The 26,692-nt window shown below is 73.9% G+C and carries 25 protein-coding genes and 1 riboswitch; of the genes, 13 read left to right on the forward strand and 12 right to left on the reverse strand.

Translation table 11 applies throughout. From position 1 onward, the window contains the following. Positions 1 to 86: 86 nt before the first annotated feature. Positions 87 to 1,175: a pyridoxal-phosphate-dependent aminotransferase family protein gene (locus ACFYM0_RS26795; protein WP_388505741.1), complete on the reverse strand. Its 1,089-nt coding sequence runs from the start codon at positions 1,173 to 1,175 to the stop codon at positions 87 to 89. Positions 1,176 to 1,308: 133 nt separating this feature from the next. Here ACFYM0_RS26795 and ACFYM0_RS26800 point away from each other — a divergent pair, with 133 nt between their 5' ends. Both ACFYM0_RS26800 and ACFYM0_RS26805 read left to right on the forward strand, forming a co-directional pair. Further along, positions 1,309 to 2,424, forward strand: coding sequence for an amidohydrolase family protein (locus ACFYM0_RS26800; protein ID WP_388505743.1), 1,116 nt, complete (start codon positions 1,309 to 1,311; stop codon positions 2,422 to 2,424). Between the two features lie 295 nt (positions 2,425 to 2,719). After that, positions 2,720 to 3,619, forward strand: a complete 900-nt coding sequence (locus ACFYM0_RS26805) for an SCO1860 family LAETG-anchored protein (RefSeq protein WP_388505744.1) — start codon at positions 2,720 to 2,722, stop codon at positions 3,617 to 3,619. Between the two features lie 62 nt (positions 3,620 to 3,681). Here the strand turns inward: ACFYM0_RS26805 and ACFYM0_RS26810 are convergent, their stop codons facing one another. After that, positions 3,682 to 4,923, reverse strand: a complete 1,242-nt coding sequence (locus ACFYM0_RS26810) for a CapA family protein (RefSeq protein WP_388505746.1) — start codon at positions 4,921 to 4,923, stop codon at positions 3,682 to 3,684. A 152-nt stretch (positions 4,924 to 5,075) separates the two neighbouring features. Beyond that, positions 5,076 to 6,674, reverse strand: a complete 1,599-nt coding sequence (cobC, locus tag ACFYM0_RS26815) for an Rv2231c family pyridoxal phosphate-dependent protein CobC (RefSeq protein WP_388505748.1) — start codon at positions 6,672 to 6,674, stop codon at positions 5,076 to 5,078. Between the two features lie 62 nt (positions 6,675 to 6,736). Between cobC and ACFYM0_RS26820 the strand changes: the two genes are divergently transcribed. Next, positions 6,737 to 7,483, forward strand: a complete 747-nt coding sequence (locus ACFYM0_RS26820; protein WP_388505749.1) for a ZIP family metal transporter — start codon at positions 6,737 to 6,739, stop codon at positions 7,481 to 7,483. A gap of 26 nt (positions 7,484 to 7,509) precedes the next feature. Here the strand turns inward: ACFYM0_RS26820 and ACFYM0_RS26825 are convergent, their stop codons facing one another. From ACFYM0_RS26825 to ACFYM0_RS26855, 7 genes are all read right to left on the reverse strand, one after another. Beyond that, positions 7,510 to 9,036 carry a cobyrinate a,c-diamide synthase gene (locus tag ACFYM0_RS26825; RefSeq protein WP_388505750.1) on the reverse strand — a complete coding sequence of 509 codons (1,527 nt, stop codon included), beginning with the start codon at positions 9,034 to 9,036 and terminating at the stop codon, positions 7,510 to 7,512. Next, on the reverse strand, positions 9,030 to 9,629 hold the full coding sequence (gene cobO, locus ACFYM0_RS26830; protein WP_388505752.1) for a cob(I)yrinic acid a,c-diamide adenosyltransferase: 600 nt from the start codon (positions 9,627 to 9,629) through the stop codon (positions 9,030 to 9,032). Before cobO ends, ACFYM0_RS26825 begins: the two co-directional genes overlap by 7 nt. Continuing rightward, positions 9,629 to 11,716, reverse strand: a complete 2,088-nt coding sequence (locus ACFYM0_RS26835) for a putative cobaltochelatase (RefSeq protein WP_388505754.1) — start codon at positions 11,714 to 11,716, stop codon at positions 9,629 to 9,631. The genes cobO and ACFYM0_RS26835 overlap by 1 nt, the downstream gene beginning before the upstream one ends. 334 nt (positions 11,717 to 12,050) lie before the next feature. Further along, the gene (locus ACFYM0_RS26840) at positions 12,051 to 13,574 is read right to left on the reverse strand and encodes a cobyric acid synthase (protein ID WP_388505756.1); all 1,524 of its coding nucleotides are present in this window, start codon (positions 13,572 to 13,574) and stop codon (positions 12,051 to 12,053) included. Then, positions 13,571 to 14,563, reverse strand: coding sequence for a cobalamin biosynthesis protein (locus ACFYM0_RS26845; protein WP_388505757.1), 993 nt, complete (start codon positions 14,561 to 14,563; stop codon positions 13,571 to 13,573). The genes ACFYM0_RS26840 and ACFYM0_RS26845 overlap by 4 nt, the downstream gene beginning before the upstream one ends. 37 nt (positions 14,564 to 14,600) lie before the next feature. Then, positions 14,601 to 14,751, reverse strand: a riboswitch (cobalamin riboswitch). Positions 14,752 to 14,917: 166 nt separating this feature from the next. Continuing rightward, entirely contained in the window at positions 14,918 to 15,139 is a 222-nt protein-coding gene (locus tag ACFYM0_RS26850) for a hypothetical protein (protein WP_243338472.1), read from the reverse strand. A 27-nt stretch (positions 15,140 to 15,166) separates the two neighbouring features. Continuing rightward, complete coding sequence (locus tag ACFYM0_RS26855) at positions 15,167 to 16,438, reverse strand: anion permease (protein WP_388505760.1); 1,272 nt, start codon at positions 16,436 to 16,438, stop codon at positions 15,167 to 15,169. Positions 16,439 to 16,760: 322 nt separating this feature from the next. Here ACFYM0_RS26855 and ACFYM0_RS26860 point away from each other — a divergent pair, with 322 nt between their 5' ends. Both ACFYM0_RS26860 and ACFYM0_RS26865 read left to right on the forward strand, forming a co-directional pair. Continuing rightward, positions 16,761 to 17,912 carry an alpha/beta hydrolase family protein gene (locus ACFYM0_RS26860; RefSeq protein WP_388505762.1) on the forward strand — a complete coding sequence of 384 codons (1,152 nt, stop codon included), beginning with the start codon at positions 16,761 to 16,763 and terminating at the stop codon, positions 17,910 to 17,912. A 153-nt stretch (positions 17,913 to 18,065) separates the two neighbouring features. Further along, positions 18,066 to 19,493 carry a hypothetical protein gene (locus tag ACFYM0_RS26865; protein WP_388505764.1) on the forward strand — a complete coding sequence of 476 codons (1,428 nt, stop codon included), beginning with the start codon at positions 18,066 to 18,068 and terminating at the stop codon, positions 19,491 to 19,493. Positions 19,494 to 19,530: 37 nt separating this feature from the next. Here ACFYM0_RS26865 and ACFYM0_RS26870 read toward each other — a convergent pair whose 3' ends face one another. Beyond that, positions 19,531 to 19,926: a VOC family protein gene (locus tag ACFYM0_RS26870; protein ID WP_388505766.1), complete on the reverse strand. Its 396-nt coding sequence runs from the start codon at positions 19,924 to 19,926 to the stop codon at positions 19,531 to 19,533. Positions 19,927 to 19,996: 70 nt separating this feature from the next. After that, a complete protein-coding gene (locus tag ACFYM0_RS26875) occupies positions 19,997 to 20,887 on the reverse strand; it encodes a neutral zinc metallopeptidase (protein ID WP_388505768.1) in 891 nt (296 codons plus the stop codon). A 287-nt stretch (positions 20,888 to 21,174) separates the two neighbouring features. Here ACFYM0_RS26875 and ACFYM0_RS26880 point away from each other — a divergent pair, with 287 nt between their 5' ends. The 8 genes from ACFYM0_RS26880 (at position 21,175) to ACFYM0_RS26915 (ending at position 26,687) form a co-directional block, all read left to right on the forward strand. Beyond that, positions 21,175 to 22,773, forward strand: coding sequence for an ABC-F family ATP-binding cassette domain-containing protein (locus ACFYM0_RS26880; RefSeq protein WP_266909769.1), 1,599 nt, complete (start codon positions 21,175 to 21,177; stop codon positions 22,771 to 22,773). Positions 22,774 to 23,125: 352 nt separating this feature from the next. Beyond that, a complete protein-coding gene (locus tag ACFYM0_RS26885; protein ID WP_204357858.1) occupies positions 23,126 to 23,347 on the forward strand; it encodes a helix-turn-helix domain-containing protein in 222 nt (73 codons plus the stop codon). 178 nt (positions 23,348 to 23,525) lie between these two features. Then, positions 23,526 to 24,305, forward strand: coding sequence for an enoyl-CoA hydratase/isomerase family protein (locus ACFYM0_RS26890; protein ID WP_388505771.1), 780 nt, complete (start codon positions 23,526 to 23,528; stop codon positions 24,303 to 24,305). Between the two features lie 266 nt (positions 24,306 to 24,571). After that, positions 24,572 to 25,009 (forward strand): Asp23/Gls24 family envelope stress response protein, encoded by a 438-nt coding sequence (locus tag ACFYM0_RS26895; RefSeq protein WP_388505773.1) that lies wholly within the window; start codon positions 24,572 to 24,574, stop codon positions 25,007 to 25,009. A 10-nt stretch (positions 25,010 to 25,019) separates the two neighbouring features. Then, entirely contained in the window at positions 25,020 to 25,256 is a 237-nt protein-coding gene (locus tag ACFYM0_RS26900) for a hypothetical protein (protein WP_388505774.1), read from the forward strand. Then, entirely contained in the window at positions 25,253 to 25,615 is a 363-nt protein-coding gene (locus ACFYM0_RS26905) for a hypothetical protein (RefSeq protein ID WP_388505776.1), read from the forward strand. The genes ACFYM0_RS26900 and ACFYM0_RS26905 overlap by 4 nt, the downstream gene beginning before the upstream one ends. Further along, a complete protein-coding gene (locus tag ACFYM0_RS26910) occupies positions 25,612 to 26,142 on the forward strand; it encodes a DUF6286 domain-containing protein (protein WP_388505778.1) in 531 nt (176 codons plus the stop codon). The genes ACFYM0_RS26905 and ACFYM0_RS26910 overlap by 4 nt, the downstream gene beginning before the upstream one ends. Continuing rightward, positions 26,139 to 26,687, forward strand: a complete 549-nt coding sequence (locus ACFYM0_RS26915) for an alkaline shock response membrane anchor protein AmaP (RefSeq protein WP_388505780.1) — start codon at positions 26,139 to 26,141, stop codon at positions 26,685 to 26,687. Before ACFYM0_RS26910 ends, ACFYM0_RS26915 begins: the two co-directional genes overlap by 4 nt. Positions 26,688 to 26,692 lie beyond the last annotated feature (5 nt).

Raw genomic sequence — 26,692 nt, forward strand, 5'->3', positions numbered from 1 at the left:
GGCGGCTGATCCCGGGCGGACGGGCGGACGGGCGGTTGGGGGCGGACGGGCGGTTGGGCGGCGCGGCGGCGGGCCGGCCGTCCGGCTCAGGCCGAGGGCAGGGCCGCCGACCAGGCCGAGCCCGCCGCGGCGAGGGCCCCAGTCGGGTCCAGCGACAGTGCCGCGGCCAGGGCCGTCAGGCCGGCGCCGACGGCGTCCGGGGAGGCCGCCGTGCCGTAGTGGTTGACCCGGACCATTTCCCCGGCCAGCGCGCCGCCGCCCGCCGCGAGGGGGGCCGACGGATCCGCCGCCAGGGCCTTCGCCACCACCAGGGAGGCCTCCGGGACCCGCAGGGTGGTCGCCACCGGGGCTGCCGCCGCCTCGCGGCCGACGTACGGGGCGATGCCCAGCGCCACCGCGCCCGCGCGGGTCGCCGCGGCCGCGGCCGCGTGACGGGCCGTCACCGCCGGCAGGCCCTCGGCCGCGATGCGGTCCAGGCAGGCCTCCAGCGCCAGCATCTCCAGCTGCGCCGGCGCGTGCGGCAGGGCCTTGCGCCCGCCGTCGATCCAGCGCTCCTTCCAGTCCAGCAGGGAGAGGTAGGAGCGGCGCGGCGCCGAGGGGTTGTCCGCGAAGCGGGCCCAGGCACGGTCGGAGACCGAAACCGCGGAGACGCCCGCCGGTCCGCCCATCGCCTTCTGCGCGCCGATCACGCACAGGTCCACGCCCCACGCGTCCGGCAGCAGCGGCTCCGCGCCCACCGAGGCCACCGCGTCCAGCATGAACAGCGCCCCGTGGGCCCGTACGGCCTCGCCGATCTCCGCCACCGGGTTGGTGTTCCCGGTGGCCGCCTCCGCGTGGATCAGGGAGACGAAGTCGATCTCCGGGTGCTCCGACAGGGCCCGGTCCACCTGGGAGGCGGACACGGCCGTGTCGAAGGGGACCTCCAGGTCCACGACGCTCGCCCCGCAGTCGCGCAGCCAGTTGCCGAAGGTGGTCCCGTAAGGGCCGGTCACCACGTTCAGCGCGGTCGAACCGGGCCGGGCGCCCGACCGGATGCACCCCTCCAGCGGCAGCAGGGCCTCGCCCTGGGTGATCACCACGTCGGCCCGGGTCCCGAGCAGCTCCGCGACCCCCCGCTCGATCGACGCGAAGCGCGCGGCGGTCAGGGGCGGAAGGTCCAGGAGGGGGTGGTTCACGGCGCCGCTCTCTTCGTTCTCTCGGTCTGGGATCGTGCTCCCGGGCGGACCGCCCATGCGGTCCCGGGGCGTTCGTCCGGAAAAGTCCGGACCGACCTGGAGAGCCTACCGAGCCCGCGCATAGAGTGCCGCCATGAGCGACGAGGTCAAGGGTGACAGCGCGAGTTCGGGGCCGCTGCACGTCAAGGGGCGGGTGCTGGTCGGACCCGAGGAGGTCCGCGACGAGCTCTGGGTGGTGGGCGGCCGGATCTCCTACGAGCGTCCGCGCGGCGCCCGGGAGGTCACCGAGGTCACCGGGTGGGTGCTGCCCGGACTGGTCGACGCGCACTGCCACGTGGGGCTCGACGCCCACGGGCCGGTGGACGCGGACACCGCCGAACGGCAGGCCCTGACGGACCGGGACGCCGGCACCCTGCTCATCCGCGATGCCGGATCCCCGTCCGACACCCGCTGGATCGACGGCCGCGAGGACCTGCCGAAGATCATCAGAGCGGGCCGGCACATCGCCCGCACCCGCCGCTACATCCGCAACTTCGCCCACGAGATCGAGCCCGCCGATCTCGTCGAGTACGTCGGCCGCGAGGCCCGGCGCGGCGACGGCTGGGTCAAGCTGGTCGGCGACTGGATCGACCGCGAGGCCGGGGACCTGGCTGCCTGCTGGCCGCGCGCCGAGGTCGAGGCCGCCATCGCCGAGGCCCACCGGCTCGGGGCGCGGGTCACCGCGCACTGCTTCGCCGAGGACTCCCTGCGCGATCTCGTCGAGGCGGGCATCGACTGCATCGAGCACGCCACGGGGCTGACCGAGGACACCATCCCGCTGTTCGCGGAGCGCGGGGTGGCCATCGTCCCGACCCTCGTGAACATCGCGACCTTCCCGAAGATGGCCGCGGGCGGCGAGGCCAAGTTCCCGCGGTGGTCGGCGCACATGCGCAGGCTGCACGAGCGCCGCTACGACACCGTCCGCTCCGCCTACGACGCGGGCATCGGGGTCTACGTCGGCACGGACGCGGGGGGTTCCCTGCCGCACGGCCTGGTCGCGGCCGAGGTCGGCGAGCTCGTCAAGGCCGGGATCCCGCCGCTGGAGGCCCTCTCGGCGACGGCCTGGGGTGCGCGCGAGTGGCTCGGCAGGCCCGGCCTGACCGAGGGCGCGCCGGCCGACCTCGTGGTCTACGAGGCCGATCCGCGGGCCGACGTACGGGCGCTGGCGCAGCCGCTGCGGGTGGTGGTGAACGGCAGGGTGGTGGCCTGAGGGCTGTAGGCGTCCGGGAGTTGACGCGGCGTGACGTCGGTGGCCGCACGGTCGTTGTGTACGCCCGGTGCGGATCCCGGCGGCCGGGATCCCCGGGGCGGGAGGGAACTCCCGTTCCGGATGGGGCGTGTTTATTCGAACCTATGCCTGGAAACCACCCTTTGGGGTGAACTCACGCCGGGTTCACCCCCGTTCACTCTCAGTGCGTAAAGATTCCGGGGTCGAGGCCGTCGGCGCGCGCAATGTCCCCCATTGGCGGCGCGGCGGCTCCCATCTCCCTGGGGGTTCCACCACCTTGAACAGCAACACCTTCCGCATGCCCGCGGCCGCGCTCGTCGCCACGGGAGCGGTTGCCCTGCTCACCGCCCCGCCCGCCCTCGCCACCGGCTCCCACCCGGCCCAAGGCAAGGCGAGCGCCGTCGTCCTGCGCACGACGCTGGACGTGGGCCTGCTCAACAAGACCGTGCACGTCCCGCTGAAGGCGACCCTCAACGAGGTCAGCGCCCCGGCGGACGCCGAGAAGACGGCGCTGACCGTCACCCTCGACGGGGTCGAGGGCGGGAGGCCGGTGAGCATCCTGCGCGCCGACGTCGCCACCTCCAAGGCCACCGCCGACTCCGGCCGCGCCGTGGCGGAGGCCAACCTCGCCAAGGCCCGGGTCCACGTACCGGGCCTGCCCCTCCTGTCCCTGATCCAGGTCGAGAAGGTCAGCTCCAAGGCCGTCTGCGAGGCGGGCGAGAAGCCGGTCGCCACCTCCAACGTCCTGGGCACCGTGACCGTCCTGGGCAAGAAGGTCACCCTCTCGGCGGGCGGCCCCACCAAGGTCGAGGTCCCCAAGGTCGGTCTGGTGAGCCTGGAGCTCTCCGCCGCCGAGACCACCTCCACCACGGCCGCCGCGGCCGCGCTGCGGCTCAAGGTGTCGGTGAACCCGCTCGATCTGAACGTCGCCCAGGTCGAGGGCGAGATCGTGCTCGCCGAGGCCCGCTGCCAGTCCCCGGCCGCCCCCGCCCCCAGCGCCAGCGCTTCGAAGCTGCCCGACGTCAAGCCCCAGACGGGAACAGCGGGCGGCAGCCAGGCCGGCCTCGCCGAGACGGGAGGCGGCTCGCTCACCCCGTTCGTGACGGGCGGTGCGCTGCTCCTGCTCGGCTTCGGCGCCGCCGCGCTGGTCGTGACCCGGCGCGGCAGGGCCTCGTAGGCCGGGGCGGCCACTGCGGGTCCCTCGGGCCGGACCGGGCCCGCACCGCCCGCCGCCGCGGCCTACTCCGTCGCGCGCGTCAGCCCCTGCTCCCCGGCGCCGCGTGACATCACGGCCTTCGTCACCTCGCGGTCGGCGGCGGCGTACGTGCTGTCGGCAGGAGAGGCGGCCCCCTCGCAGGAGGTGCAGACGACCCGGAACGGCGGCCGCATGTCCGAGAACTGAGTGAGGTACTCGGCCTTCACCACCTCCCAGCGGCCCGGATGCGCGGCCGCCGGGGCGAAGGTGAAGCGGGGGATCGAGGACATGTTGCCGCGGGCCTTCTCGGCCTCGTAGAAGCTGGCCACCTGGTCGCCCATGCCGTACACCACCCAGGTGCCGTTGACCTTCTCGTACGGCTGCGGCACGTGGTTGTGGGTGCCGAGGATCAGGTCGATGTCGGGGAGGCCGTCCGCCCCGCGCGAGGCGGTCAGCGCCCGGGCCAGGTCCAGTTGCTGCTTGTCCGGGGCCGTCTGCCACTCGGAGCCCCAGTGGACGCTGAGGACGACGACGTTCGCGCCGGCCGCGCGCGCGGCGCGGGCGTCGGCGACGATCCGGGCCGGGTCGATCAGGTTCACGGCCCAGGGCTTGCCGTCGGGGAGCGGGATGCCGTTCGTCCCATACGTGTAGTCCAGTTGCGCGACCTTGGCCCCGCCGGCCTCGAGCAGGGCCGGAGCCTTGGCCTCCTCGGCGCCGCGGGCCGAGCCGACGTGGCGGATGCCGACGCGGTCGAGGTGGTCGAGGACGCGGACGAGGCCGTCGTACCCGTCGTCCAGGGTGTGGTTCGAGGCGGTCGAGCAGCTGTCGTAGCCGGTGTCCTTGAGGGCGTCGGCCAGTTGGTGCGGTGCCTTGAAGAGGGGGTATCCGGTGTAGGGGCCGCCGGGCCGGCCGTACGGTATCTCGTGGTGGCATATCGCCAGGTCGGCGGCGGAGACGATGGGCTTGACCCCGGCGAGTATCTTCCGGAAGTCGTAGCCGCCCTTCTCCGCGGCGTCGTCGGCGGCCCTCTGGATGATCGACGGGTACGGGATGATGTCGCCGGTGCCGACGAGGGTGAACGGCTTCCCTCCGGGCACGGCCGATGCCGGCGCCGTCGCTCCGGCCGCGGCCTCGCGGCTCGGACTCGCCGCCCCCGGCTTCGCCCCCAGCCGCTGTCCGGCCGACGCGCCGCCGTCCCGGCCGGTCAGGTGCGTCACGCCGTAGGCGGCGCCCCCCACCACGGCCAGCCCGGCCACGGCCGCACCTATCTTGCCGGCTGTCTTCATCCCCGTACCCCCCGGTGTCGCATGGTTGCGCCTGCGGAAATGGTCGCGCACCGCTGGGGGCGCCGCCATGCGCGACCCGCCGAAACGCGCCGTCGGGGTGACGTGTCCGGCGCATGGCCGGGTGCGCGGCCGGGTGGGTGGTCGGCGCGAGCTCAGTGCGAGCTCAGGGTGCCGGCGAGTGCCAGGTCGAGGGCCTGGAGGAGACGGCCCGTCGTCGCGCGGTCGCGGACCGCCAGCCGCAGCCAGGAGCGGTCCAGCCCCGGGAAGGTGTCGCCGCGGCGCACGGCGAAGCCCAGCGCGCGCAGGCGGGTGCGGATCTCCGCCGCGCCCTCCACCCGGATCAGCACGAACGGTCCCGCCGCCGTCCCCGCCACCGAGATCTCCTCGAACTCCGCGAGCCCCGCGAGCAGGTGCTCCCGGTCCACCGCGATCTGCCGGGCCGCGGCCTCCGCCTCGGCCAGCGCCGCGGGGGAGACGCACGCCTCGGCCGCCACCAGGGCCGGCGTGGACACCGGCCACAGCGGCTGCGCCGCCGCCAGCTTCGCGATCACCCCGGGCTCGGCCAGTACGTAACCGATGCGCAGCCCGGCCAGGCCCCAGGTCTTGGTCAGGCTCCGCAGCACCACCAGGCCCGGTACGTCCGTCCGTCCGGCCAGCGCCTCGCGTTCGCCGGGGACCGCGTCTATGAAGGCCTCGTCGACCACCAGGATCCGCCCGGGCCGGGCCAGCGCGGCGAGGGTTGCCGCGGGGTGCAGCACCGAGGTCGGGTTGGTCGGGTTCCCGACCACCACGAGGTCGGCCTCCTCGGGTACCGCCGCCGGGTCCAGCCGGAAGCCGTCCGCGGCCCGCAGCACCACCCGCTCCACCCGGTGCCCCGCGTCGCGCAGGGCCGCCTCCGGCTCGGTGAACTGCGGATGCACCACCACGGGCCGTACGGCGCCCAGCGCCCGCGCGATCAGTACGAACGCCTCCGCGGCGCCCGCGGTCAGCAGCACCCGCTCGACCGGCAGCCCGTGGCGAAGGGCCACGGCCGCGCGGGCGGCGCGGCCGTCGGGGTACGCGGACAGGACGTCGAGCGAAGCCGCGATCCGGTCCTTCAGCCACTGCGGCGGGGTGTGGGACCGCACGTTCACCGCGAGGTCGACCAGCCCCGCACCCCCGTCCGAGACCTCCGCGTCCCCGTGGTGGCGCAGGTCGTGCGTGTGGGCCGTGGCGACGGCGCAGGTGGCCGCCACCGACCGCCGCTTGGGCACGAGGAGTTCCCCGCCCCCGGCGAGCGCGGCGGCCTCCGCCACCGACGCGGTGCCGGCGGCCTCGCGGGCGGCGTCCGAGGGGTGCGGTACCGGGATCGCCGCCAGCCGCTCGGCGGGGTAGCTCAGCAGGGGCACGCCGAAACGTTCCGCCGCACCCGCGATCCCCGCCTCCAGGACCTTGCCCTCCACGGTGGCCAGGGCCGTCACCGACTCCGACGCCAGCCCGGCGCCGCGCAAGGTCTCCTCCACCAGCGCGCACACCTCCGCCACGGACACGCCCGCGCGGCCACCGACCCCGACGACCAGTTGCGTCGCGTACTCGCCCAACAGGTTCACCCGTTCTCCGTCGTCGTGCTCGTCGTGCTCGTCGTGCGGATCGCGCACTCGTTCGCGCTCGTGTTCGCGCTCGTTTTCATGTGCCTGTTCGTGCATGGTGCCGTACGCGTGCGCGAATCCCCCGCGCGCGGGGACTTCGGGTGCGGCCCGCCCGTCAACCACCCGTGCTCCGCCACCCGGGCGCGGAAGTGCGCGGGCGGCGCGGAGTCGGTATGCAGGGGCACATGGCCGTGATCGTGGCGTTGGGCGCGTTCCTGATGACCCTGGCAGGCGGATGGACGGCGCAGCGCGTCACCGACCGCCGCCACCTCGTGCTGGGCCTGGCCGGCGGGCTGATGCTCGGCGTCGTGGGCCTCGACCTGCTCCCGGAGGCCATGCACGCGGCCGGCGACGAACTGTTCGGAGTCCCGCTCGCCCTGCTGCTCTTCGTCGGCGGGTTCCTCGCCGCGCACTGCGTGGAACGGCTCCTGGCCGTCCGCCAGGCTTCCCACGGGGCCACGAACGGCGACGGGCAGCCGGACCCCGGGAAACGGGTCCCCCAGGTCGGCCTGACGGCGGCGGCCGCCATGGTCGGCCACAGCCTCGCCGACGGGGTGGCACTCGGCGCCGCGTTCCAGGTGGGCGGGGGGATGGGCGTGGCCGTGGCGCTGGCCGTCATCACCCATGACTTCGCCGACGGGTTCAACACGTACACCCTCACCCGGCTGTACGGGAACGCCCGCCGCAAGGCCCTGCTCATGCTCTTCGCGGACGCGGCGGCCCCCGTCGTGGGCGCCGCGTCCACCTTGCTGTTCACCCTTCCGGAGGAACCGCTCGGGGCCTACCTCGGCTTCTTCGGCGGGGTCCTGCTGTACCTGGCCGCCGCCGAGATCCTGCCCGAGGCCCACCACAAGCACCCCGCCCTGTCCACCCTGATGTGCACCGTGGGCGGGGTGGCGGGGATCTGGCTGGTCGTGGGCCTGGCGGAGTGACCGGACAGGCCCCGGGCGTCTCCGGTTCACCGATGCGCTGCCGCGGCCTCGGCGAAGCGCAGGGCCACGGAGGGCTCCGCCGCCCAGTGCGTGTGCAGGTAGCTGGCGTGCACCCCGTCCGCCACGAAGCCCTCGACCCGGCGTTCCGGATGCGTGAAGCCCCATGCCGGTGAGCTGCCGGCGCCCGGCTCGATCACCGTCCGGTGGAACTCGTGCCCGCGCAGCCGCGTCCCGGCCGCCGCGAGGACGCTGTCGGAGACGGCCACCGCCTCGCGGTAGCCGAGCGTGAGCCGCTCCGACATCCGCGCATCGGCGTCGAGCACCCCGCACATGGGCTTGCCGTCCAGCGACCGGGCCAGGTACAGCAGCCCCGCGCACTCCGCCGCCACCGGGCCGCCGGCCGCGGCGAAGGCCGCGACCGCCTTGCGGAGCGGCTCGTTCGCGGACAGCTCCGGGGCGTACACCTCGGGGAACCCGCCGCCTATCACCAGGCCGGTGGTGTGGGCGGGGAGCTTTTCGTCCCGGAGGGGGTCGAAGGTGACGACCTCCGCTCCGGCAGCGGTGAGCAGCTCCGCGTGTTCGGCGTACGAGAACGTGAAGGCGGCCCCTCCGGCAACGGCGATGACGGGTGCGGCGCCGCCGCCGGGGCTCCGCCCCGGACCCCGCGCCTCAAACGCCGGCGAGGCTGGATTTGCCTGATGCCGCCCGCCGGGCTGGAGGTTGCCCCGCGGAGGGATTTCCAGCCCGTCCGGCGTTCGAGGACCCGGTCCGGGCAGAGCCCGGCTTCGGGAAGGGGCGGGGTGGGGGAGCAAAGCCTCGTCCGGAGCCCAGGCCTCGCAAGCCAAGGGCGGGGCCGTCCTGGCCAGGGCCATCAAGGCTTCCAGGTCGCAGCCCTGGCGGACCTGTTCGGCCAGGGCCGTCACGGAGTCGAGGGCATCCCGCCGCCGCTCGGCCACCGGCACCAGTCCCAGGTGCCGCGAGGGCGCGGCCACCTGCGGAGCCCGCCGCAGGACACCGAGCACCGGCATCCCCGCTTCCTCCAGCGCCTCCCGCAGCATCACCTCGTGCCGGTCGGAGCCGACCTTGTTGAGGATCACGCCGCCGAGGCGGACCTGCGGGTCGAAGGAGGCGAAGCCGTGCACCAGCGCCGCCACCGACCGCGACTGCGAGGACGCGTCGACGACCAGCACCACCGGCGCCCGGAGCAGCTTCGCGACCTGCGCCGTCGACGCCAGTTCGCCCCGCCCCGCGGCACCGTCGTAGAGGCCCATCACGCCTTCGATGACGGCCAGATCGCATCCGGCGGCCCCGTGCGCGAACAGCGGGGCCACCAGACCCGGCCCGCACATGAAGGCGTCCAGGTTGCGTCCCGGCCGGCCCGTGGCCAGCGCGTGATAGCCCGGGTCGATGTAGTCGGGCCCGGCCTTGTGCGGGGACACGGCGAGGCCGCGCTCCGAGAAGGCCGCCATCAGGCCCGTCGCGACGGTGGTCTTGCCGCTGCCGGAGGAGGGCGCGGCGATGACCAGTCTCGGTACGTTGAACGAGGTCACCACTCGATGCCCTTCTGGCCCTTCTGGCCGGCGTCCATCGGGTGCTTGACCTTGGTCATCTCGGTGACGAGGTCCGCGAACTCCACCAGCTTCTCCGGTGCGTTGCGCCCGGTGATCACCACGTGCTGGGTGCCGGGGCGGTTGCGCAGCACCTCGACGACCTCGTCGACGTCGATCCAGCCCCAGTGCATCGGGTACGCGAACTCGTCCAGCACGTACAGCTTGTGCGTCTCGGCGGCCAGATCGCGCTTGACCTGCTCCCAGCCCTCCTTGGCCGCCTGCTCGTTGTCGAGCTGCGCGTCGCGCTGGACCCAGGACCAGCCCTCGCCCATCTTGTGCCAGACGACGGAGCCGCCCTCGCCGGAGGCGCCGAGCACCTTCAGCGCGTTCTCCTCGCCGACCTTCCACTTCGCCGACTTGACGAACTGGAACACCCCGATGGACCAGCCCTGGTTCCAGGCGCGCAGCGCCAGACCGAAGGCGGCCGTCGACTTGCCCTTGCCCGGTCCGGTGTGGACGAAGACGAGCGGGCGGTTGCGGCGCTGACGCGTCGTGAGTCCGTCGTCCGGAACGACGGACGGCTGTCCCTGCGGCATTACGCGGCCCTCCTGAGGGTCGGGGATGGGGTACGTACGTTCTTGACGAGCCCGGCGAGCGAATCGGCCCGCAGCCCGTCGAGGGTGACGGCCAGGCCGCCCAGATCGGCGGCCAGCACTCCGGCCAGCCCGAGCCGGACCGGCCCCGACTCGCAGTCCACGACCACGGAGGCGACCCCGCCGGCCGCGAGCAGCCGGGCACTGCGCGCCGAGAGGGCGCGGGGATCGCCGCCCACGGAGCCGGCCGAGGTGGCCCGCCCGTCGGTGACGACCACGAGCAGCGGGCGCCGGCTCGGGTCCCGCAGCCGCTCGATCCGCAGGACTTCGTGGGCCTTGAGCAGCCCGGCGCCGAGCGGGGTGCGGCCGCCGGTCGGCAGGTTCTCCAGCCGGGCCGCGGCGGCGTCGACGGAGGAGGTGGGCGGCAGGGCCAGTTCGGCCGAGGCGCCCCGGAAGGTGATCAGGCCGACCTTGTCCCGGCGCTGGTAGGCGTCGAGCAGCAGGGACAGCACCGCCCCCTTGACCGCGCTCATGCGCTGCCGGGCGGCCATGGAGCCGGAGGCGTCGACGAGGAACAGGACGAGGTTGCCCTCGCGGCCCTCGCGGGTCGCCTGCCGCAGATCGTCCTTGCGGACGACCAGCCCGCGCCCGGAGCGCCCGCGGGCCTTCTGGTGCGGGGCGGCGGCGTGGACGGTGGCCGACAGGTGCAGTTTGGTCAACTGGCCGCGGGGGCGCTGGGCTCCGGTGGTGCGGCCGTGCGCGGTGCGGGCGCGCGAACGCCTGCCGGACGCGCCCTCGCCGAGGCCCGGCACGCTGAGCATCTTGGTGCGGAACGGCTCGGCGGCCCGTACGGGTGCCTGCTCGGCCGGACCGGCCGCCTCGGTCTTCTCCTGGGCGGAGGGCTGCGCCTCGGGCCGCTGCTCGGGCGCGTCCGGGGCCTCCGGCTCGGCCTCGGGGGCCTCCGGTCCGGAGCCCTGCGGGGGTACGCCGCCCCCGCCGTCGGGGCCGCCGCCGTCGGGGCCGCCGTCCTCCGGTCCCTCGCCCGGACCCTCCGGCTCCGGCTCCGGGTCCGGCTCCTCGTCGGGGAACCCGTCCAGGATCCGGTCCAGCTTCTCCTCGTCGAGACCGGGCGCGTCGAAGGGGTTGCGGCGGCGCCGGTGGGGGAGCGCCAGCAGGGCGGCCTGCCGCACGTCCTCCTTGCGCACCTCGGTCCGCCCGGCCCAGGCCGCGAGAGCGGTCGCGGTACGGGCCATCACGATGTCTGCGCGCATGCCGTCGACCTCGAAACCGGCGCAGGTCGCGGCGATCTGCAGCAGCGAGGTGTCGCCGAGCCGCACCTTCGGGAGCAGGGCCCGCGCGGCCACCACCCGGGAGCGGACCTCGTCCTCGTCCCCGGACCAGCGGCCCGCGAAGCCCGCGGGGTCGTCCTCGTAGGCGAGCCGGCGACGCACCACCTCGACCCGCTGGAGGGGCTCCCGGGAGGCGGCGACCTCGACGGTCAGCCCGAACCGGTCGAGCAACTGCGGGCGGAGCTCGCCCTCCTCGGGGTTCATCGTGCCGACGAGGAGGAAGCGGGCGGCGTGCCGTACGGAGACGCCCTCGCGCTCGACGTAGGAGGCGCCCATCGCGGCGGCGTCGAGGAGCAGGTCGATGAGGTGGTCGTGGAGCAGGTTGACCTCGTCGACGTACAGGATCCCGCGGTGCGCGTCGGCCAGCAGGCCGGGCTCGAAGGCCTTCACGCCTTCGGAGAGGGCGCGTTCGATGTCGAGGGCGCCGACGAGGCGGTCCTCGGAGGCGCCGACGGGCAGCTCCACCATCCGGGCGGGCCGCGCGGCGGCCGGTCCCGGCTCGTGGGGGCCGTCGGGGCAGGCGGGGTCCGGGGCGGTGGGCGCGCAGCTGAACCGGCAGCCGGTGACCACGTCGACCTGCGGCAGCAGGGTCGACAGGGCGCGGACGGCGGTGGACTTGGCGGTTCCCTTCTCGCCGCGCACGAGGACACCGCCGACCGCTGGGCTCACGGCGTTGAGCAGCAGTGCGAGGCGCAGGTCGCTCTGGCCGACCAGTGCGGTGAACGGGTAGGGCGTGCTCATGCGGTGGCCCCTTCTCGGGCGTGTGTACGGATACGCGTGCGCGGGCGGGCATGGACGGCGGGGCCGGGCTGCGGGTGCGCCGCTGCGCGGGGCGGAGCTCCCCTACCCGCCCTTCCACCGTTCCCCGGGCTCCGCCCGGACCCGGTCCTCAAACGCCGGACGGGCTGGAATTGGCCGGCGTCGGCCCGCACGTGACCGCGGGGGGTCGGAAAATCCAGCCCCTCCGGCGTTTGAGGAGCGGGGGTCCGGGGGCTGGCCCCCGAGGGGTCCGGGGCGGAGCCCCGGGGAACGGTGGAAGGGCGGGTAGGGGACAGCCCCCGCAGGGACGGGGACGTCATGGCGCGCCCGGCGGGAGGAAGGGGAGGCCCGAGGGGGCGCCGCCCTCGATCAGGCTCAGCAGCGCCGCGGTGTCCGCGTGTTCCTCGATCAGGTCGCCGAGCAGGTCCAGCTGCTCCTCCCGCAGGGAGGCGAAGGAGGTGTCCGGGGACGGGACGAAGCGGCGGCCGGCCGCGGAGGCGACCTCGCGGAGGAAGGCCCGGCGGAAGCCGTCCGACTCCAGTGAGCCGTGCCAGTGCGTGCCCCACACTTCCCCGACCCGGCAACCGTCCAGGAAGGGGGTTCCGCCGAGGACTTCGGCCACCCCGTGGTGGATCTCGTAGCCCTCGACGGGCTCGCCCAGCGCCGAACCGACGGGCCGGGCCAGGGTCTTCTCCCGCTCGAAGCGGACCCGTACGGGAAGCAGCCCGAGCCCCGGCACGGAGCCGGCCTTCGACTCGACCTCGTCCTCGATGTGTTCGCCCAGGACCTGGAACCCGCCGCAGATGCCCAGGACCGGCCGGCCCTCGGCGGCCCGCCGGACCAGTGCGTCCGCCAGGCCCCGTTCGCGCAGCCAGGCCAGGGCCTTGACCGTGCCACGGGTGCCGGGGACGACGACCAGGTCCGCGTAGGCCAGCTCCTCGGCCCGGTCCACGAACCGCACCACCACACCCGGCTCCGCCGCCAGCGCGTCGACGTCCGTGAAGTTGGACATCAGCGGCACCGCGCAGACCGCGACCCGCAGCACGTCCTCGCCCACGGGCGGGGCGACCACGGATTCCCGTACCGCGCCCCGCAGGGAGACCCGCAGCCCGTCCTCCTCGTCGATGCCCAGCCCGTGCTGGAAGGGAAGCACGCCGTACGTGGCCCGCCCGGTCAGGCCGCGCAGCATCTCCATGCCCGGTTCCAGCAGGGTGACGTCGCCGCGGAACTTGTTGACCAGGTAGCCCGCGATCAGCGACTGGTCCTCGGGGGAGAGCAGGGCCGTCGTACCGAAGAAGGACGCGAAGACCCCGCCCCGGTCGATGTCGCCGACGACGACCACCGGGAACCGCGCGGCCCGCGCGATGCCCATGTTCACGATGTCGGTCCGGCGCAGGTTGATCTCGGCCGGGCTGCCCGCCCCCTCGCAGATCACGGCGTCATACGTGCCCCGCAACTGCTCCAGGCAGTCCGTGACGATGCCGAGGAGCTGTTCCTGCCGCCCCCCGTGGTAGCCGCGTGCGCTCATCTCACCCACCGGCTTGCCCAGCAGCACCACCTGGCTGCTGCGGTCACTGCCGGGCTTGAGCAGCACCGGGTTCATCAGCGCGGTCGGTTCCACGCGGGCCGCCTGGGCCTGCATGGCCTGTGCGCGGCCGATCTCGGCGCCCTCCCTCGTCACGAAGGAGTTCAGCGACATGTTCTGCGCCTTGAACGGGGCCACCTTCACGCCCTGCCGGGCCAGCCACCGGCAGATGCCCGCCGTGACCACGCTCTTGCCCGCGTCCGAGGTCGTACCGGCGACGAGGAGACCCCCACCGCGCTTCGCGCCGCCGCTCATGCGCGCCGCCCCTTCTTCGTAGTTCGGACGACCGGAGTGCGGGCGGCCAGAGTGCGGGAAACCAGCGTCCGGGCGGCCACACAGGCCCCCAGCGCCACCCACGTCACCTGGCGCGACAGCCGCACCGCGCGTTCGATGTCGGCGACATCCACGGGCCGCCCGGCCGCTCCGTTGAGCACGGCCCGGTGTTCGACCCGGCCCGCGTACGCCAGGGTGCCGCCCAGCCGTACGCCGAGCGCCCCGGCGAAGGAGGACTCCACGGGCCCCGCGTTGGGGCTCGGGTGCTTGGCGGCGTCCGCGCGCCAGGCCCGTACGGCGCCCCGCCGGTCGGGCCCGGCCAGTACGGCGGCCAGGGCCGTCAGCCGGGCGCCCGGCCAGCCGGCCACGTCGTCGAGCCGGGCCGAGGCCCAGCCGTAGCGCAGGTGGCGGGGGGACTTGTGGCCGACCATCGCGTCCAGGGTGTTCACGGCGCGGAAGGCCAGCAGCCCGGGGACGCCCGCGACGGCGCCCCACACGAGGGCGCCGACCACGGCGTCGGAGGTGTTCTCGGCGACCGATTCGACGACCGCGCGGGCCATCTGCTGCTCGTCCAGTGCCTGCGGGTCGCGCCCGCAGAGGTGGGGCAGCCGCTCGCGGGCCACCTCGGCGTCCCCGGCGGCGAGTGCTCCGCCGATGGCGCGGGCCTCCCGGCCCAGCGAGGTGCCGCCCACGACGGCCCAGGTGGCGGCGGCGGTGAGGGCGATGCGGGCGGCCGCGGGCCGGGAGCGCACGGCGCGGGCGCCCAGTGCGCCGACGGCGGCCGCGCCTCCGGCGCACAGCAGGGTGTGCAGGACGCCGCGGGCGCGGTCGTCGCGCCACAGGGCGCGTTCGACGGCGGCGGCGGCTCGTCCGAAGGCGGCCACGGGGTGCCCTCGGCGCGGATCCCCGAGGATCCGGTCGCCGATCAGGCCCGCCGTGACGCCGTACGCGAAGACGCGATCGGCACGCATGGTGGCAGGTATGTCCTCACTCAGGGTCCGCGCCCTGGTTCGACGTGTCCGGCGGCGAGAGTTCCTGGCTCCCGGCCGCACACGGCCAGAGGTCCGCGTGCGCCGGTGACAGTGGCGGGACCGCGCCGGATTCGCACCGGACTTCCTCTCCATGCCGCCGTAATGGCTCGCGCAGTCCACCACGCAGCGCGAAGGCCCGTCAACTCGCCGTTGACCTGCGGCGGGGTGGCGGGAGAGGGGGCGGGGTCAGGCCCGCGCCAGGGGGCCGGGGCGAGTCCGGGGCGGGTCCGGGGCATGCGAAAGCTCCCTCCGGTACGAACCCGGAGGGAGCCTTCGGAGGTGCCGTCCCGCGCCTCAGGCGACGATCAGGTAGATCCCGTAGGCCACGGCCGCCGCGCAGAGCGCGAAGCAGGCGTACGCACCGCTGCGGGCCAGGGTGGCGGCGCCGCCCTGTTCGGTGGCGGCCTCGTGCTTGGAGAGCCCCATCAGACCCAGGGTGAACAGGGTCACCAGGACGACGGTGGCGGAGAGGCTGACCCCGAAGACGGAGCCGAGTGCTTCCCAGTCGATCTTCATACCGCTGAATCCTCTGTCGTTCTCGGGTCAGACCGCTGCGGCCGGAGCCGCGGGGGTCGTCGTCGCGGAGGCCGGGATGGTGGCCTTGAGCTCCTCGTCCGTCACCGCGGCGGTGCTGCCGGCGAAGGCCGCGGCCGGCGGGACGCTGACGGCCGCGATGGCCGTGGTGACGACACCCGGTGCCTCGGCGCCGGCCGGCTCGACCTCGTTGACGTTGGTGTGGTCGACGACCTGGCGGCGGGAGATCAGCCAGATGGCGACGCAGGAGCCGATCAGGAAGACCGTGACGCCGGCGACGCCGATGTCCCCGGTGCGCATGACCAGCTCGGCACCGGCGGCGACCAGGGCCGCGGCCGGGAGGGTCAGGCCCCAGGCGATGAACATGCGGGAGGCGGTGGACCAGCGGACCACGCCGCCCTTGCGTCCCAGACCCGAACCCATGACGGCGCCGGAGCACGCGTGGGTGGTGGAGAGGGAGAAGCCGAGGGAGGAGGAGGCCAGGATGACGCTGGCGGCCGAGGTCTGGGCGGCGAAGCCCTGCTGCGGCTGCAGGTCGGTCAGGCCACTGCCCATGGTGCGGATGATGCGCCAGCCACCCAGGTAGGTGCCCATCGCGATGGCCATGCCGGCGGAGACGATGACCCAGACCGGCGGGTTGGAGCCGGGAGCGAGGGCGCCACCGGCAACGAGCGCCAGGGTGATGATGCCCATCGTCTTCTGCGCGTCGTTGGTGCCGTGCGCGAGGGAGACGAGACCGGCCGAAGCGATCTGACCGGCGCGGTAGCCCTTGGCCGAGGTCTTCTCGCCCATGCCCTTGCCGACCTTGTACGTGACCTTCGTGGCCAGGTACGCGGCGAAGCCGGCGACCAGCGGGGCGGCGATCGCGGGGATCAGCACCTTGGTGACGACGACGCTGCCGTTGACGGCGCCCATGCCGGCGGAGGCCACGGCCGCACCGATCAGGCCGCCCATCAGGGCGTGCGAGGAGCTGGAGGGCAGTCCGACCAGCCAGGTGACGAGGTTCCAGAGGATCGCGCCGACCAAGGCGGCGAAGATGACCTCCGGCTGGATGCCTTCCTCGTTGACCAGGCCCTTGGAGATCGTCTTGGCGACCTCCACGGACATGAAAGCGCCGACGAGGTTGAGCACGGCGGACATCGCCACCGCGGTCTTGGGCTTGAGGGCGCCGGTCGAGATGGTGGTGGCCATCGCGTTGGCCGTGTCGTGAAAACCGTTCGTGAAATCGAACACGAGAGCGGTGATGATCACGATCCCGAGGAGAAGCGTTATGTGCTCCATTTACCCAGGCTTCTGTTTGACGTCAGTGGTTCGTGGACCGTAGGCAACCTGGATGAACGGAAGGTGAACTGACAGGGGTCATGTGGTGTATCGATACGGCACCCCATCGGGACCTTCGTCCCGGGAAGGGTGTTGATATGTCGATTGATGCACGTCACGGCGGGGTGTCCGGACGTTTCGGGGAGGGACTTCCGGTAGGGCCTTCCGTTCACACGGGACCCCCGAAGAGACCTAGATCACCCTCCCTGTCACCCTGCCGGGGTGCCGGTCGGAACGATTCCCTCCGGTGGCCCGCCGGCCCGTCCGCCTCGACACTGGAGCGGTGCGTACCGCTACAGCGACGGCAGCGGCCGTCACCACGACCCTGCTCGGCGCCGGCGCGGCCGCCGCGGCGGCCGTCGCCGCCGCCGCGCTCGCCGGCCGGTACGCCGCCGACGCGGCCCTGCGGGCCGAGCCCGGCCGCCCGCTCCCCGGCAGCCCCCGGCTCAGCGTCCACTCCACCGCGGCCGGCCGGGTCGAGCTGACCCGCTCGCTCGCCTCCCTGCGCCCCGGCACCTACGGGCTCACGGCGCCCGGGGTGCACGCCGTGGTCGGCCCCGTCCTCCCGGACGCCCCGCACGGCCCCGACACCGTGGTGCGCCGGCTCGTCGCCGTCACCCACGGCAGCCTCGACCCCGGAACCCGCGTCACCCTCACGCCCCAGGTCCACCTCGGCAACCCGGGCACCGCCCTCGGGCTGGAGCACGCCGACGTGGACGTCCCCGGGGAGCTCGGCGCGCTGCCCGCCTGGTTCGTGCCCGCGGCCCGCGACACCTGGGTGATCACCGTCCACGGGCTCGGCGCCACCCGCGAGCACCCGATGGTGGTCATGCCCTTCCTCCACCGCAACAAGCTCCCCGTCCTGGACCTGGGCTACCGGGGCGACCTCGGCGCCCCCGAGTCACCGGACGGCCTCGGCCACCTCGGCGAGTCCGAATGGCGCGATCTCGACGCCGCCATCCGCTACGCCCTGCGCTACGGGGCCCGCCGCGTGGTCCTGCACGGCTGGTCGACCGGCGCCACGATGGCCCTGCACGCCGCCGAACGCTCGGCGCTGGCCGACCGGATCTCCGGACTGGTCCTCGACTCGCCCGTACTGGACTGGCACGCCACCCTGCGGGCCCTCGCCGCAGCGCGCCGCACCCCGGCCCCCCTGCTCCCGTTCGCGGTGAAGGCCGCCGAGGGCCGCGCGGGCCTGCGCGCCGACCGGCGGCCCCCGGGGTCGGATCCGGCCGCGCTGAAGGTGCCCATCCTGATCTTCCACGGCCCCGACGACGCGCTCGCCCCCTGGGAGCCCTCCCGCCGGCTCGCCGCGGCCCGCCCCGACCTCGTCACGCTGCACTCCGTTTCCGGGGCCGCCCACGGAGCGATGTGGAACGCCGACCCGGCCGCGTACGAAGAGGCGCTGCGACGCTTCCTGACCCCTCTCATGTGAAGGGCCGGTTGACGGACCGTCGGACGAGTTGTCCGAAGACGGCGGGGCGGACGGGTCAGGGAGGGAGGGTTGTCCCGTTCTGTCCCCTCGGGGCCTTGTGGCAATGGCTGGTTCCGTTTGGGCTTTCGGCCAGTGACGGGCGAGACTGCTCACGTGACGTCCCGAAAGCCTGATGAGCAGTTGGCTCGCGACTCCAGACTCCGACTCGTCGCCCCGCGGTCCGTGGCCACGGCCCGCAAGGCGGTGACCGACCGGCGCACCCGGACCGCCCCGCGGCCTCCGGCGGGCACGCCCGCCACGGCCGACCTGGCGAACAGGGCCCGCGCCTCCCTCGCCGACGCGGTACGGCTCGCCCGCTGGGCCGAGCTCCACCTCGGCGTGGCGGACGGCGCCGGGCCCGCCCCGGCGGGCGCCCTGCCCGCCGCCGAAGCCGAACGCGCCGCCGCCCAGCTGAGCCTGACGTCGGGCCAGATCCGGGTCGGCTGGGACCGGGCCCGGCTCGCAGGCCTGATCGAGATGCACGGGGGACACGCCCGCCCGGGCTGGCGCCTGCGCGCATGGAACCGGGACGACACCGCCGTCCTGCGCGGCTGGGTCGCCCTCTTCGACGCCTGGTCGCTGGTCCACCCGGCCCCCGCCGACATCGCCCCCGCGGCCGTTGCCGAGGTGGTCGAGGCCATGCCCCAGCTGCTCTCCCTGCTCCAGCTCTCCGCCGGTCCCGTCACCGTCCCCGATCTGCTGGACCTGCTCGGGCAGCGCGTGGCCGAACTGCGCGACGAGCGGTGCGAGGTCCCCTACGAGTCCACGGCGCAGGCCGCCGGGACCCCGCAGGCCGGTCCCGCGCCGGCCGCGCCGCCCGTCCCGCTCGCCCGGCTGCTGCGCTGGGCGCTCGGCGGGCTCGCCGCCGTGGACGCCGTCACCCTCGGCCCCGCCCGGGCCACCCTCACCCCGCTCGGGAGCTGGGCCGTCTGGGTCAAGCTGGAGCAGATCTGCGTCGCGGCGCAGAGCCCCGCCGGGAACATCGAACAGTCCGCCGCCGCCATGCTCCACGGCTGCGCGCGGCTCACCCCCGGCCCGGCCCGCGCCGAGTACCAGGCCTGGCTCGCCGCCCGGCCCGTCGGCCACGCGGTCTCCGAGCTGCTGCACGCCGCCCGCGGCGAGGACGCCCTGCTGCGCGGGCTCGCCTTCGAAGCCCTGCGCGTGGTCGGAGCCCCCGCCGAACCGGAGGTGCGCAAGGCCTCCAGGGAGGCCGCGCTGCGCCCCTACGCCCTGCTCTGGCTCGCCGAGCACGACGGGGTCGACCCCGACGAGGCGCAGGACGTGCTCACCGCCGAGGAGCAGACCTGGCTCTGGGTGGACACCGCGGCCGCCATCGCCGACCACGGCGAGGCCGAGCTGCTGGCCCGCCACCTGGACTCGGCGGTGCGGACCACGGTCCCGCGGCTGCTCGACGAGGTCCGCGCGGTCGGGCACCCCCGCACGGTGCAGGTGCTCGTCGCGCTGGCCGCCGCCCATCCGGACCCGGCCCTGGCCAAGGCGGTGCGCCGGGCCGCGTTCCAGGTGCACACCGGCGGCGTGTAGCGCCGCCCGCGACGGGAGCGCGTGCGCGCCGCGGGTCTCAGACCTGCGGCGCGTACGTCCCGAAGCTCCACACGTTGCCCTCGGCGTCGCGGGCCATGTAGTCCCGCGAGCCGTAGTCCTGGTCGGTCGGCTCCATCAGGATCTCCACACCGTGCTCGACGGCCCGGCGGTGGTGGGCGTCCACGTCGTCGACGCGCACGTAGACCCCGGTCGGGCCGGCCGTCGCCATCGCCTTGTCGAAGGCGCTGCCGGTGCCCTTGCTGCCGAGCATCACCATGCCGTTCCCGTAGGACAGCTCGGCGTGCACCACCGCGCCGTCCTCGCCCTCGTACGCCGCGACCTGGGTGAAGCCGAAGGCTTCCGTGAGCAGGTGGATGGCGGCCTTGGCATCGGTGTACAGCAGGGTCGGGCAGATGGACGGAACGCCTGCCATGACGACCACTCCCTCTCGTACCGCGGATGGACGGTGAGCCACGTCACAGCATGGCAGGCGCCGGGAGAAGTCAGCGGAAGGTGTTGCACTGGGCCATGTCGCCCGTGCGGTAGCCCTGGTAGAACCACTGCTGGCGCTGCTCGGCCGAACCGTGCGTCCAGGACTCCGGGGTCACCCGGCCCTGGAACTTCTCCTGGATCCGGTCGTCGCCGACCGCGGCCGCCGCGTCCAGGCCGTCCTTGATGTCCTCGTCGGTGAGGCTGGTGATCAGGGGCTTGCCCGTGGACTCGTCCGGGGTCTTCGTCGCGTTGTGGGCCCAGACCCCGGCGTAGCAGTCGGCCTGCAGCTCGACCCGTACCGCGTTGCTGGTCGCGCCCTGCCGGCCGTCCTGGGCCTTCTGCAGGGTGCCGGTCAGGTTCTGGATGTGGTGGCCGTACTCGTGGGCCACCACGTACGCCTGGGCGAAGGGGCCGCCGCTCGCGCCGAACTTGGTCCGGAGCTCGTTGAAGAAGCCCAGGTCCAGATAGACCTGCCGGTCGCCGGGGCAGTAGAACGGGCCGACCGCCGAGGTGGCCGCCCCGCAGGCGGTGCCCACCTTGCCGGTGAAGAACACCGTCTGCGCCGGGGTGTACTGGGCGCCGCGCCTGGCGAACTCCTGCTTCCAGAAGTCCTGGGTGCTGTTGATCACCGCCACCAGCCGGCAGTCCTCCTTGGCGTTCGCGTCCGCGCCCGTCTTGCAGCTCTGCTGCACCTGGGCGGCGGAGGAGGAGGTCGACGCGGGCTCGGGGCTTCCGTCGGACAGGCCCAGCTGCTCCGGACCCACCCCGAACAGCAGGCCCATGATCAGCGCGATGAAACCGATGATGCCGCCACCGATCGTGGCCTTCCCGCCCGGGATGCGGCTGCCGCGTACGTCCTTGACCTCGGAAGTGTCCAGATTGGCGTTGTCGTCGAACTGCATCCCGCACCGCCCTCCATTCCTACCAAGGGGGGTACGAGTACGCCCCTGCGGCGAGTATCAACCCGTTCATCCTCATACGCCCCCGGGCCGGGAGGCGTGTTCCCTGGGCCGAACGGGGGACGCGCGGGTGAGGGCGGGGCCGGTCCCCGGAGGGGCGGGCGGGCCCGAAAGTAGTTGCGCACCCCCGGTAGAATGACTCCCATGGCAAATCTCCTCGCGGATTAGCGGCGTAGAAGCTTCGCGTCCTGCCCCCCTTCCGCCGTCCCGACCCGCCCTGGAGTATTTCCGTGATCACCGCCACCGGCATCGAGCTGCGCGCCGGCGCCCGCATCCTCATCGAGAACGCCTCCTTCCGCGTCGCCAAGGGCGACCGCATCGGCCTCGTCGGCCGCAACGGAGCCGGCAAGACCACCCTCACCAAGTGCCTCGCGGGCGAGGGGACCCCGGCCGGCGGCAGCATCGCCCGCTCGGGCGAGGTCGGCTACCTCCCGCAGGACCCGCGCACCGGCGACCTCGACGTGCTGGCCAGCGACCGGATCCTGTCCGCGCGCGGACTCGACGTGCTGCTCAAGAAGATGCGGATGAACGAGGAGCGCATCTCCTCCGGCTCCGGCGCCACCCGCGAGAAGGCGATGCGCCAGTACGAGCGCCAGGAGACCGAGTTCCTCACCAAGGGCGGTTACGCGGCCGAGTCCGAGGCCGCGACCATCTCCGCCGCCCTCGGCCTGCCCGACCGGGTGCTCGGCCAGCCGCTGCACACCCTCTCCGGTGGCCAGCGCCGCCGCGTCGAACTCGCCCGGATCCTCTTCTCGGACGCCGACACCCTCCTGCTCGACGAGCCGACCAACCACCTCGACGCCGACTCGATCGTCTGGCTGCGCGACTACCTGAAGACCTACCGCGGCGGCTTCATCGTCATCTCCCACGACGTGGACCTGGTCGAGACGGTCGTCAACAAGGTGTTCTACCTGGACGCCAACCGCTCCCAGATCGACGTCTACAACATGGGCTGGAAGCTCTACCAGCAGCAGCGCGAGGCCGACGAGAAGCGCCGCAAGCGCGAGCGCCAGAACGCCGAGAAGAAGGCCGCGGCGCTGAACTCGCAGGCCGACAAGATGCGCGCCAAGGCCACCAAGACCGTCGCCGCCCAGAACATGGCCAAGCGCGCCGACCGCCTGCTGGCGGGCCTCGACGCCGTCCGCGTCTCCGACAAGGTCGCCAAGCTGCGCTTCCCGGACCCGGCGCCCTGCGGCAAGACCCCGCTGACCGCCGAGGGCCTGTCGAAGTCCTACGGCTCGCTGGAGATCTTCACCGACGTCGACCTGGCCATCGACAAGGGCTCCCGCGTGGTCATCCTCGGCCTCAACGGCGCCGGCAAGACCACGCTCCTGCGCCTGCTGTCGGGCACCGAGAAGCCCGACACCGGCACGGTCATCCCCGGCCACGGCCTCAAGCTCGGCTACTACGCCCAGGAGCACGAGACCCTGGACCCCGAGCGCTCGGTCCTGGAGAACATGCGCTCCTCGGCGCCGGACCTGGACCTGGTCTCCGTACGCAAGACGCTCGGCTCGTTCCTCTTCTCCGGCGACGACGTCGACAAGCCCGCGGGCGTCCTGTCCGGCGGCGAGAAGACCCGCCTGGCCCTGGCGACGCTGGTCGTCTCCTCGGCCAACGTGCTGCTGCTCGACGAGCCCACCAACAACCTCGACCCGGCCAGCCGCGAGGAGATCCTGGGAGCCCTGCGCACCTACAAGGGCGCCGTCATCCTCGTCACCCACGACGAGGGCGCGGTCGAGGCGCTGGAGCCGGAGCGGATCATCCTGCTCCCGGACGGCGTCGAGGACCTGTGGGGTCCGGACTACCGGGACCTGGTGGCGCTCGCCTGAGGCGCTTCCGCTTCCGTGATCCTTTGCTTATGGATCATTCGGCTCAGACGTGATCCATCATCTGAGTGAGACGGTCTCATACCGTTCCGTGCTCGACGAAGGCCCCGGCTGCGCATCCCCACCGATGCGGCCGGGGCCTTCCGTTTTCCCGTTCCGGCCCCTGACCTGGTGATTCATACCGGGCGGGCGGAAATGTGACGGAGGTCATGCAGCGGAAGAGAAGATTCCGTTCTGCTCGGGTGTCCACGGCTGAAGAAATGCCGTCCCACCGACCTTGCTGAATGGGTGGCCAGGAAGCCGGGGAGGGGTGATCATGAGAAGTCCAGAGCGCACTTCCCATGAGGAGGCACGGGTGGCCGAAACTCTGAAGAAGGGCAGCCGGGTAACCGGCGCCGCGCGCGACAAGCTCGCGGCAGACCTGAAGAAGCAGTACGACTCCGGTGCGAGTATCCGGGCGCTGGCCGAATCGACTGGCCGGTCCTACGGATTCGTCCATCGGATGCTCAGCGAGTCCGGAGTCACGCTGCGTGGTCGCGGAGGCGCGACGCGCGGCAAGAAGGCGGCTACGGCCTGACCACTTGGTTCCCCTTGGTTCCAACGGTTCTTCCGTATTCAGCTTCACGGTTCCAGTTCCAGTTCCACCGTCCTTCGGTGACCCCCCGGTCGGCTCCATGGCCGGCTGGGTGGTTACTGTGCAGTCACTTAGGCCGAGATCGCGGCCGAACGACGGCACAACCACCGGAGGCACACAGATGGCTCTGCTCGACAAGGACGGCGTACGGCTCACCGTCGACGACACGGTCGCCACGGTGACACTGACCAATCCTGCCAAACGAAACGCTCAATCCCCCGCGCTCTGGCGGGCGTTGACGGAGGCTGGAAGGTCGTTGCCGGGCACCGTCCGGGTCGTCGTGCTGCGCGGCGAAGGGCAGTCCTTCTCCGCAGGGCTCGACCGGCAGGCGTTCACCCCCGAAGGCTTCGAGGGCGAGCCGTCCTTCCTTGACCTGGCGCGCGGTTCGGAGGAACTGCTCGACTCCACCATCGCCGAGTACCAGGAGGCGTTCACCTGGTGGCGGCGCAACGACATCATCTCCGTCGCCGCCGTTCAGGGGCACGCGATCGGTGCCGGTTTCCAGCTTGCCCTCGCGTGCGATCTGCGCGTCGTCGCGGACGACGTGCAGTTCGCCATGCGCGAGACCGGGCTGGGCCTGGTGCCCGACCTCGGCGGCACCCAGCCGCTGACCTCGGCGGTCGGCTATGCCCGCGCGCTCGAAATCTGCGCGACGGGCCGCTTCGTCCAAGCCGAGGAGGCGGAACGGATCGGCCTCGCGAACCTGGTCGTCCCCGCGGGCGAGCTCGACGCGGCCGTCCAGGACCTCACCACCGCGCTGCTGGCTCCGCCGCGCGATGCGGTGATCGAGACGAAGGCGCTGCTTCGCGGTGCGACGACCCGGGCGTACGACGACCAGCGCGTCGCCGAGCGCGCCGCCCAGGCCCGCCGCCTGCGGGACCTGGCGGGCCTCTCGGACTAGCAGCGCCGCCGCTGCACGGGGGCCGGCCCCCGGACCCCCGCTCCCCAAACGCCGGATTTTGGCCGGCCCCGGCCTGCGATTCCAGCCCCTCCGGCGTTTGAGGAGCGGGGGTCCGGGGCGGGTCCGGGCGGAGCCCGGGGAACGGGCGAAGGGCGGGTAGGGGACTTCGCCCCGCAGGGCCGGCCGCCCGCAGCCGCGTCGGGACGGGCAGCGGAACCGGTCCCGACTTACCGTGGTCGGGAGCCCACCGTGCGAAGGGACCCGCCATGACCGAATCCGCCCCGGGCGGCGGCAGCACCGCCAAGCCCCCCGCCGACCGCGGAAGGACGAGCATCGCGGACGGGGTCGTCGAGAAGATCGCCGGCCTGGCCGCCCGCGAGGTGGTCGGCGTCCACGCCATGGGCAGCGGCAGCGGCCTCTCCCGTACCTTCGGCGCCGTCCGCGACCGCGTCCCCGGCGGGGCCAAGTCCACCGTCAGCCGGGGCGTGAAGGCGGAGGTCGGCGAGGTGCAGACCGCCCTCGACCTGGAGATCGTCGTGGATTACGGCGTGTCGATCAGGGACGTGGCCCGGGCCGTCCGTGAGAACGTCGTCTCGGCGGTGGAGCGGATGACCGGCCTCGAGGTCGTGGAGGTCAACATCGCGGTCAGCGACGTCAAGCTGCCGGACGAGGACGACGAGGAGCCGGAGTCCCGACTGCAGTAGAGGAGTCCGCATGAGCATGGCGGTCGTCGGCCTGGTGGCCGGCATGGCACTGGGGTTCGCCGGGTACTTCGGCGGCTTCGGGGCCTTCCTGCTGGTGGCCGCCCTCGGCGCCATCGGCTTCGTCGTGGGGCGGTTCTTCGACGGGGACCTGGAACCGGGGGACTTCTTCCGCCCCCGGGGCCGCCCCGGGGACCGGGATCGCGACCGGGACCGGGACCGCGACCGGGACCGGGACCGGGACCGATGAGCTCCCCCCGCCCCGCCCCGCCCCGGGTGCCCGCCGCCGAGCGGGGAGCCACCCGGATCGCCGACCGGGTCGTGGCGAAGATCGCCGCCCAGGCCGCCCGGGAGGCGCTGACCCGGCCCGCTCCGGACGCGGCCCCGCCGCACGCCACCGTGACCGTGCACCACGACATCGCCCGCGTGCGGGTGGTCCTGGAGCTGGGCTACCCCTCCGACCTCGCCGCCCAGTGTGCGGCCGTACGCCGCCAGGTCGCCCAGCGCGTCGAGGAGTACGCGGAGATGGCCGTACCCGAGGTGGACGTGGACATCGAGCACCTGCGCCCCGCGCGGCCCGCCGCGGGGCGGGACCGGCGGGTCCGGTGAGCGCCCGCTTCCGGTCGCCCCGGCGGTTCCCGGCCGCGGTGGGGGCGTTCGCCGTGCTCGGGGTCGTGGGGCTGTTCCTGTACGACCTGGCGGCGGTACGGGCCCACCGCCCGGGCATGCGCTGGCGCGACGAGCTCTCCCGGGCCCTGGAGCGGCACACCCCGGCCGACCCCGGTGTGCTGATCGGCGGCGGAGTGCTGGCCGCGGCCGGGGCCGCGCTGCTCCTGTACGCACTCGCCCCGGGCCTGCGCGGGATCCTCCCGATGGACTCGCGGCACCCGGAGGTCCGGGGCGGACTGGAACGCAAGGCCGCCGCGCAGGTGCTGCGCGACCGGGTCATGGAGGTGGCCGGGGTGCGGTCGGTGCGGGTCAGCGTGGGCCGGGCCCGGATCGGGGTCCGGGCCGTGTCCCACTTCCGCGAACTGGACGACGTACGGGCCGATCTGGACGCGGTGCTGGCCGTCGGCGTCGACGAGCTGGGGCTGGCCCACGAGGTACGGCCGAGAGTACGGGTGAACCGCCGGTGACGCTGGGGACGGTGAACCGGGTCCTGCTCGCGCTGCTCGGAACGGTCCTGCTGGCGGCGGGGGCTTCGGTGCTGACCGCGTCGGGGCCCTTCGAGGGCCGCCACGACCCCCTGCTGGCCCCGCACGGGCCGGGCTGGCCGGCGCCCTGGTGGGCGGTGCTCGCCGTCCTCGGGGTCTGCGTACTGCTGGCGCTGTGGTGGCTGCTCTCCCAACTGCGGCGGGACCGGCTCGCGGAGGTGCTCGTGGACACCGGGGACGGGGCGTTCGCGGTGCTGCGCGGGCGGGCGCTGGAGGAGGCCGTCGCGTCCGATGTCCAGGAGGCCGTGGAGGGCGTCGCCCGGTGCCGGGTCACGCTGCGGGGCCGGCGCGGGGCCCCGGCCCTGCGGGTCGCGCTGGAGCTGGAGCCGCACGCGGTTCCGGCCGACGTCCTGGCGGCCCTCGCCGGCCCGGTGCTGGGCCGGGCCCGCACCTCGGCGGCGCTCCCGGCCCTCCCGACGGAGGCCCGCCTGTACGTCACCCCCCGCCGGGCGCGGCGGGTGACGTGAGGCGG

Source organism: Streptomyces sp. NPDC006487, from assembly GCF_042870555.1.
GTDB lineage: Bacteria > Actinomycetota > Actinomycetes > Streptomycetales > Streptomycetaceae > Streptomyces.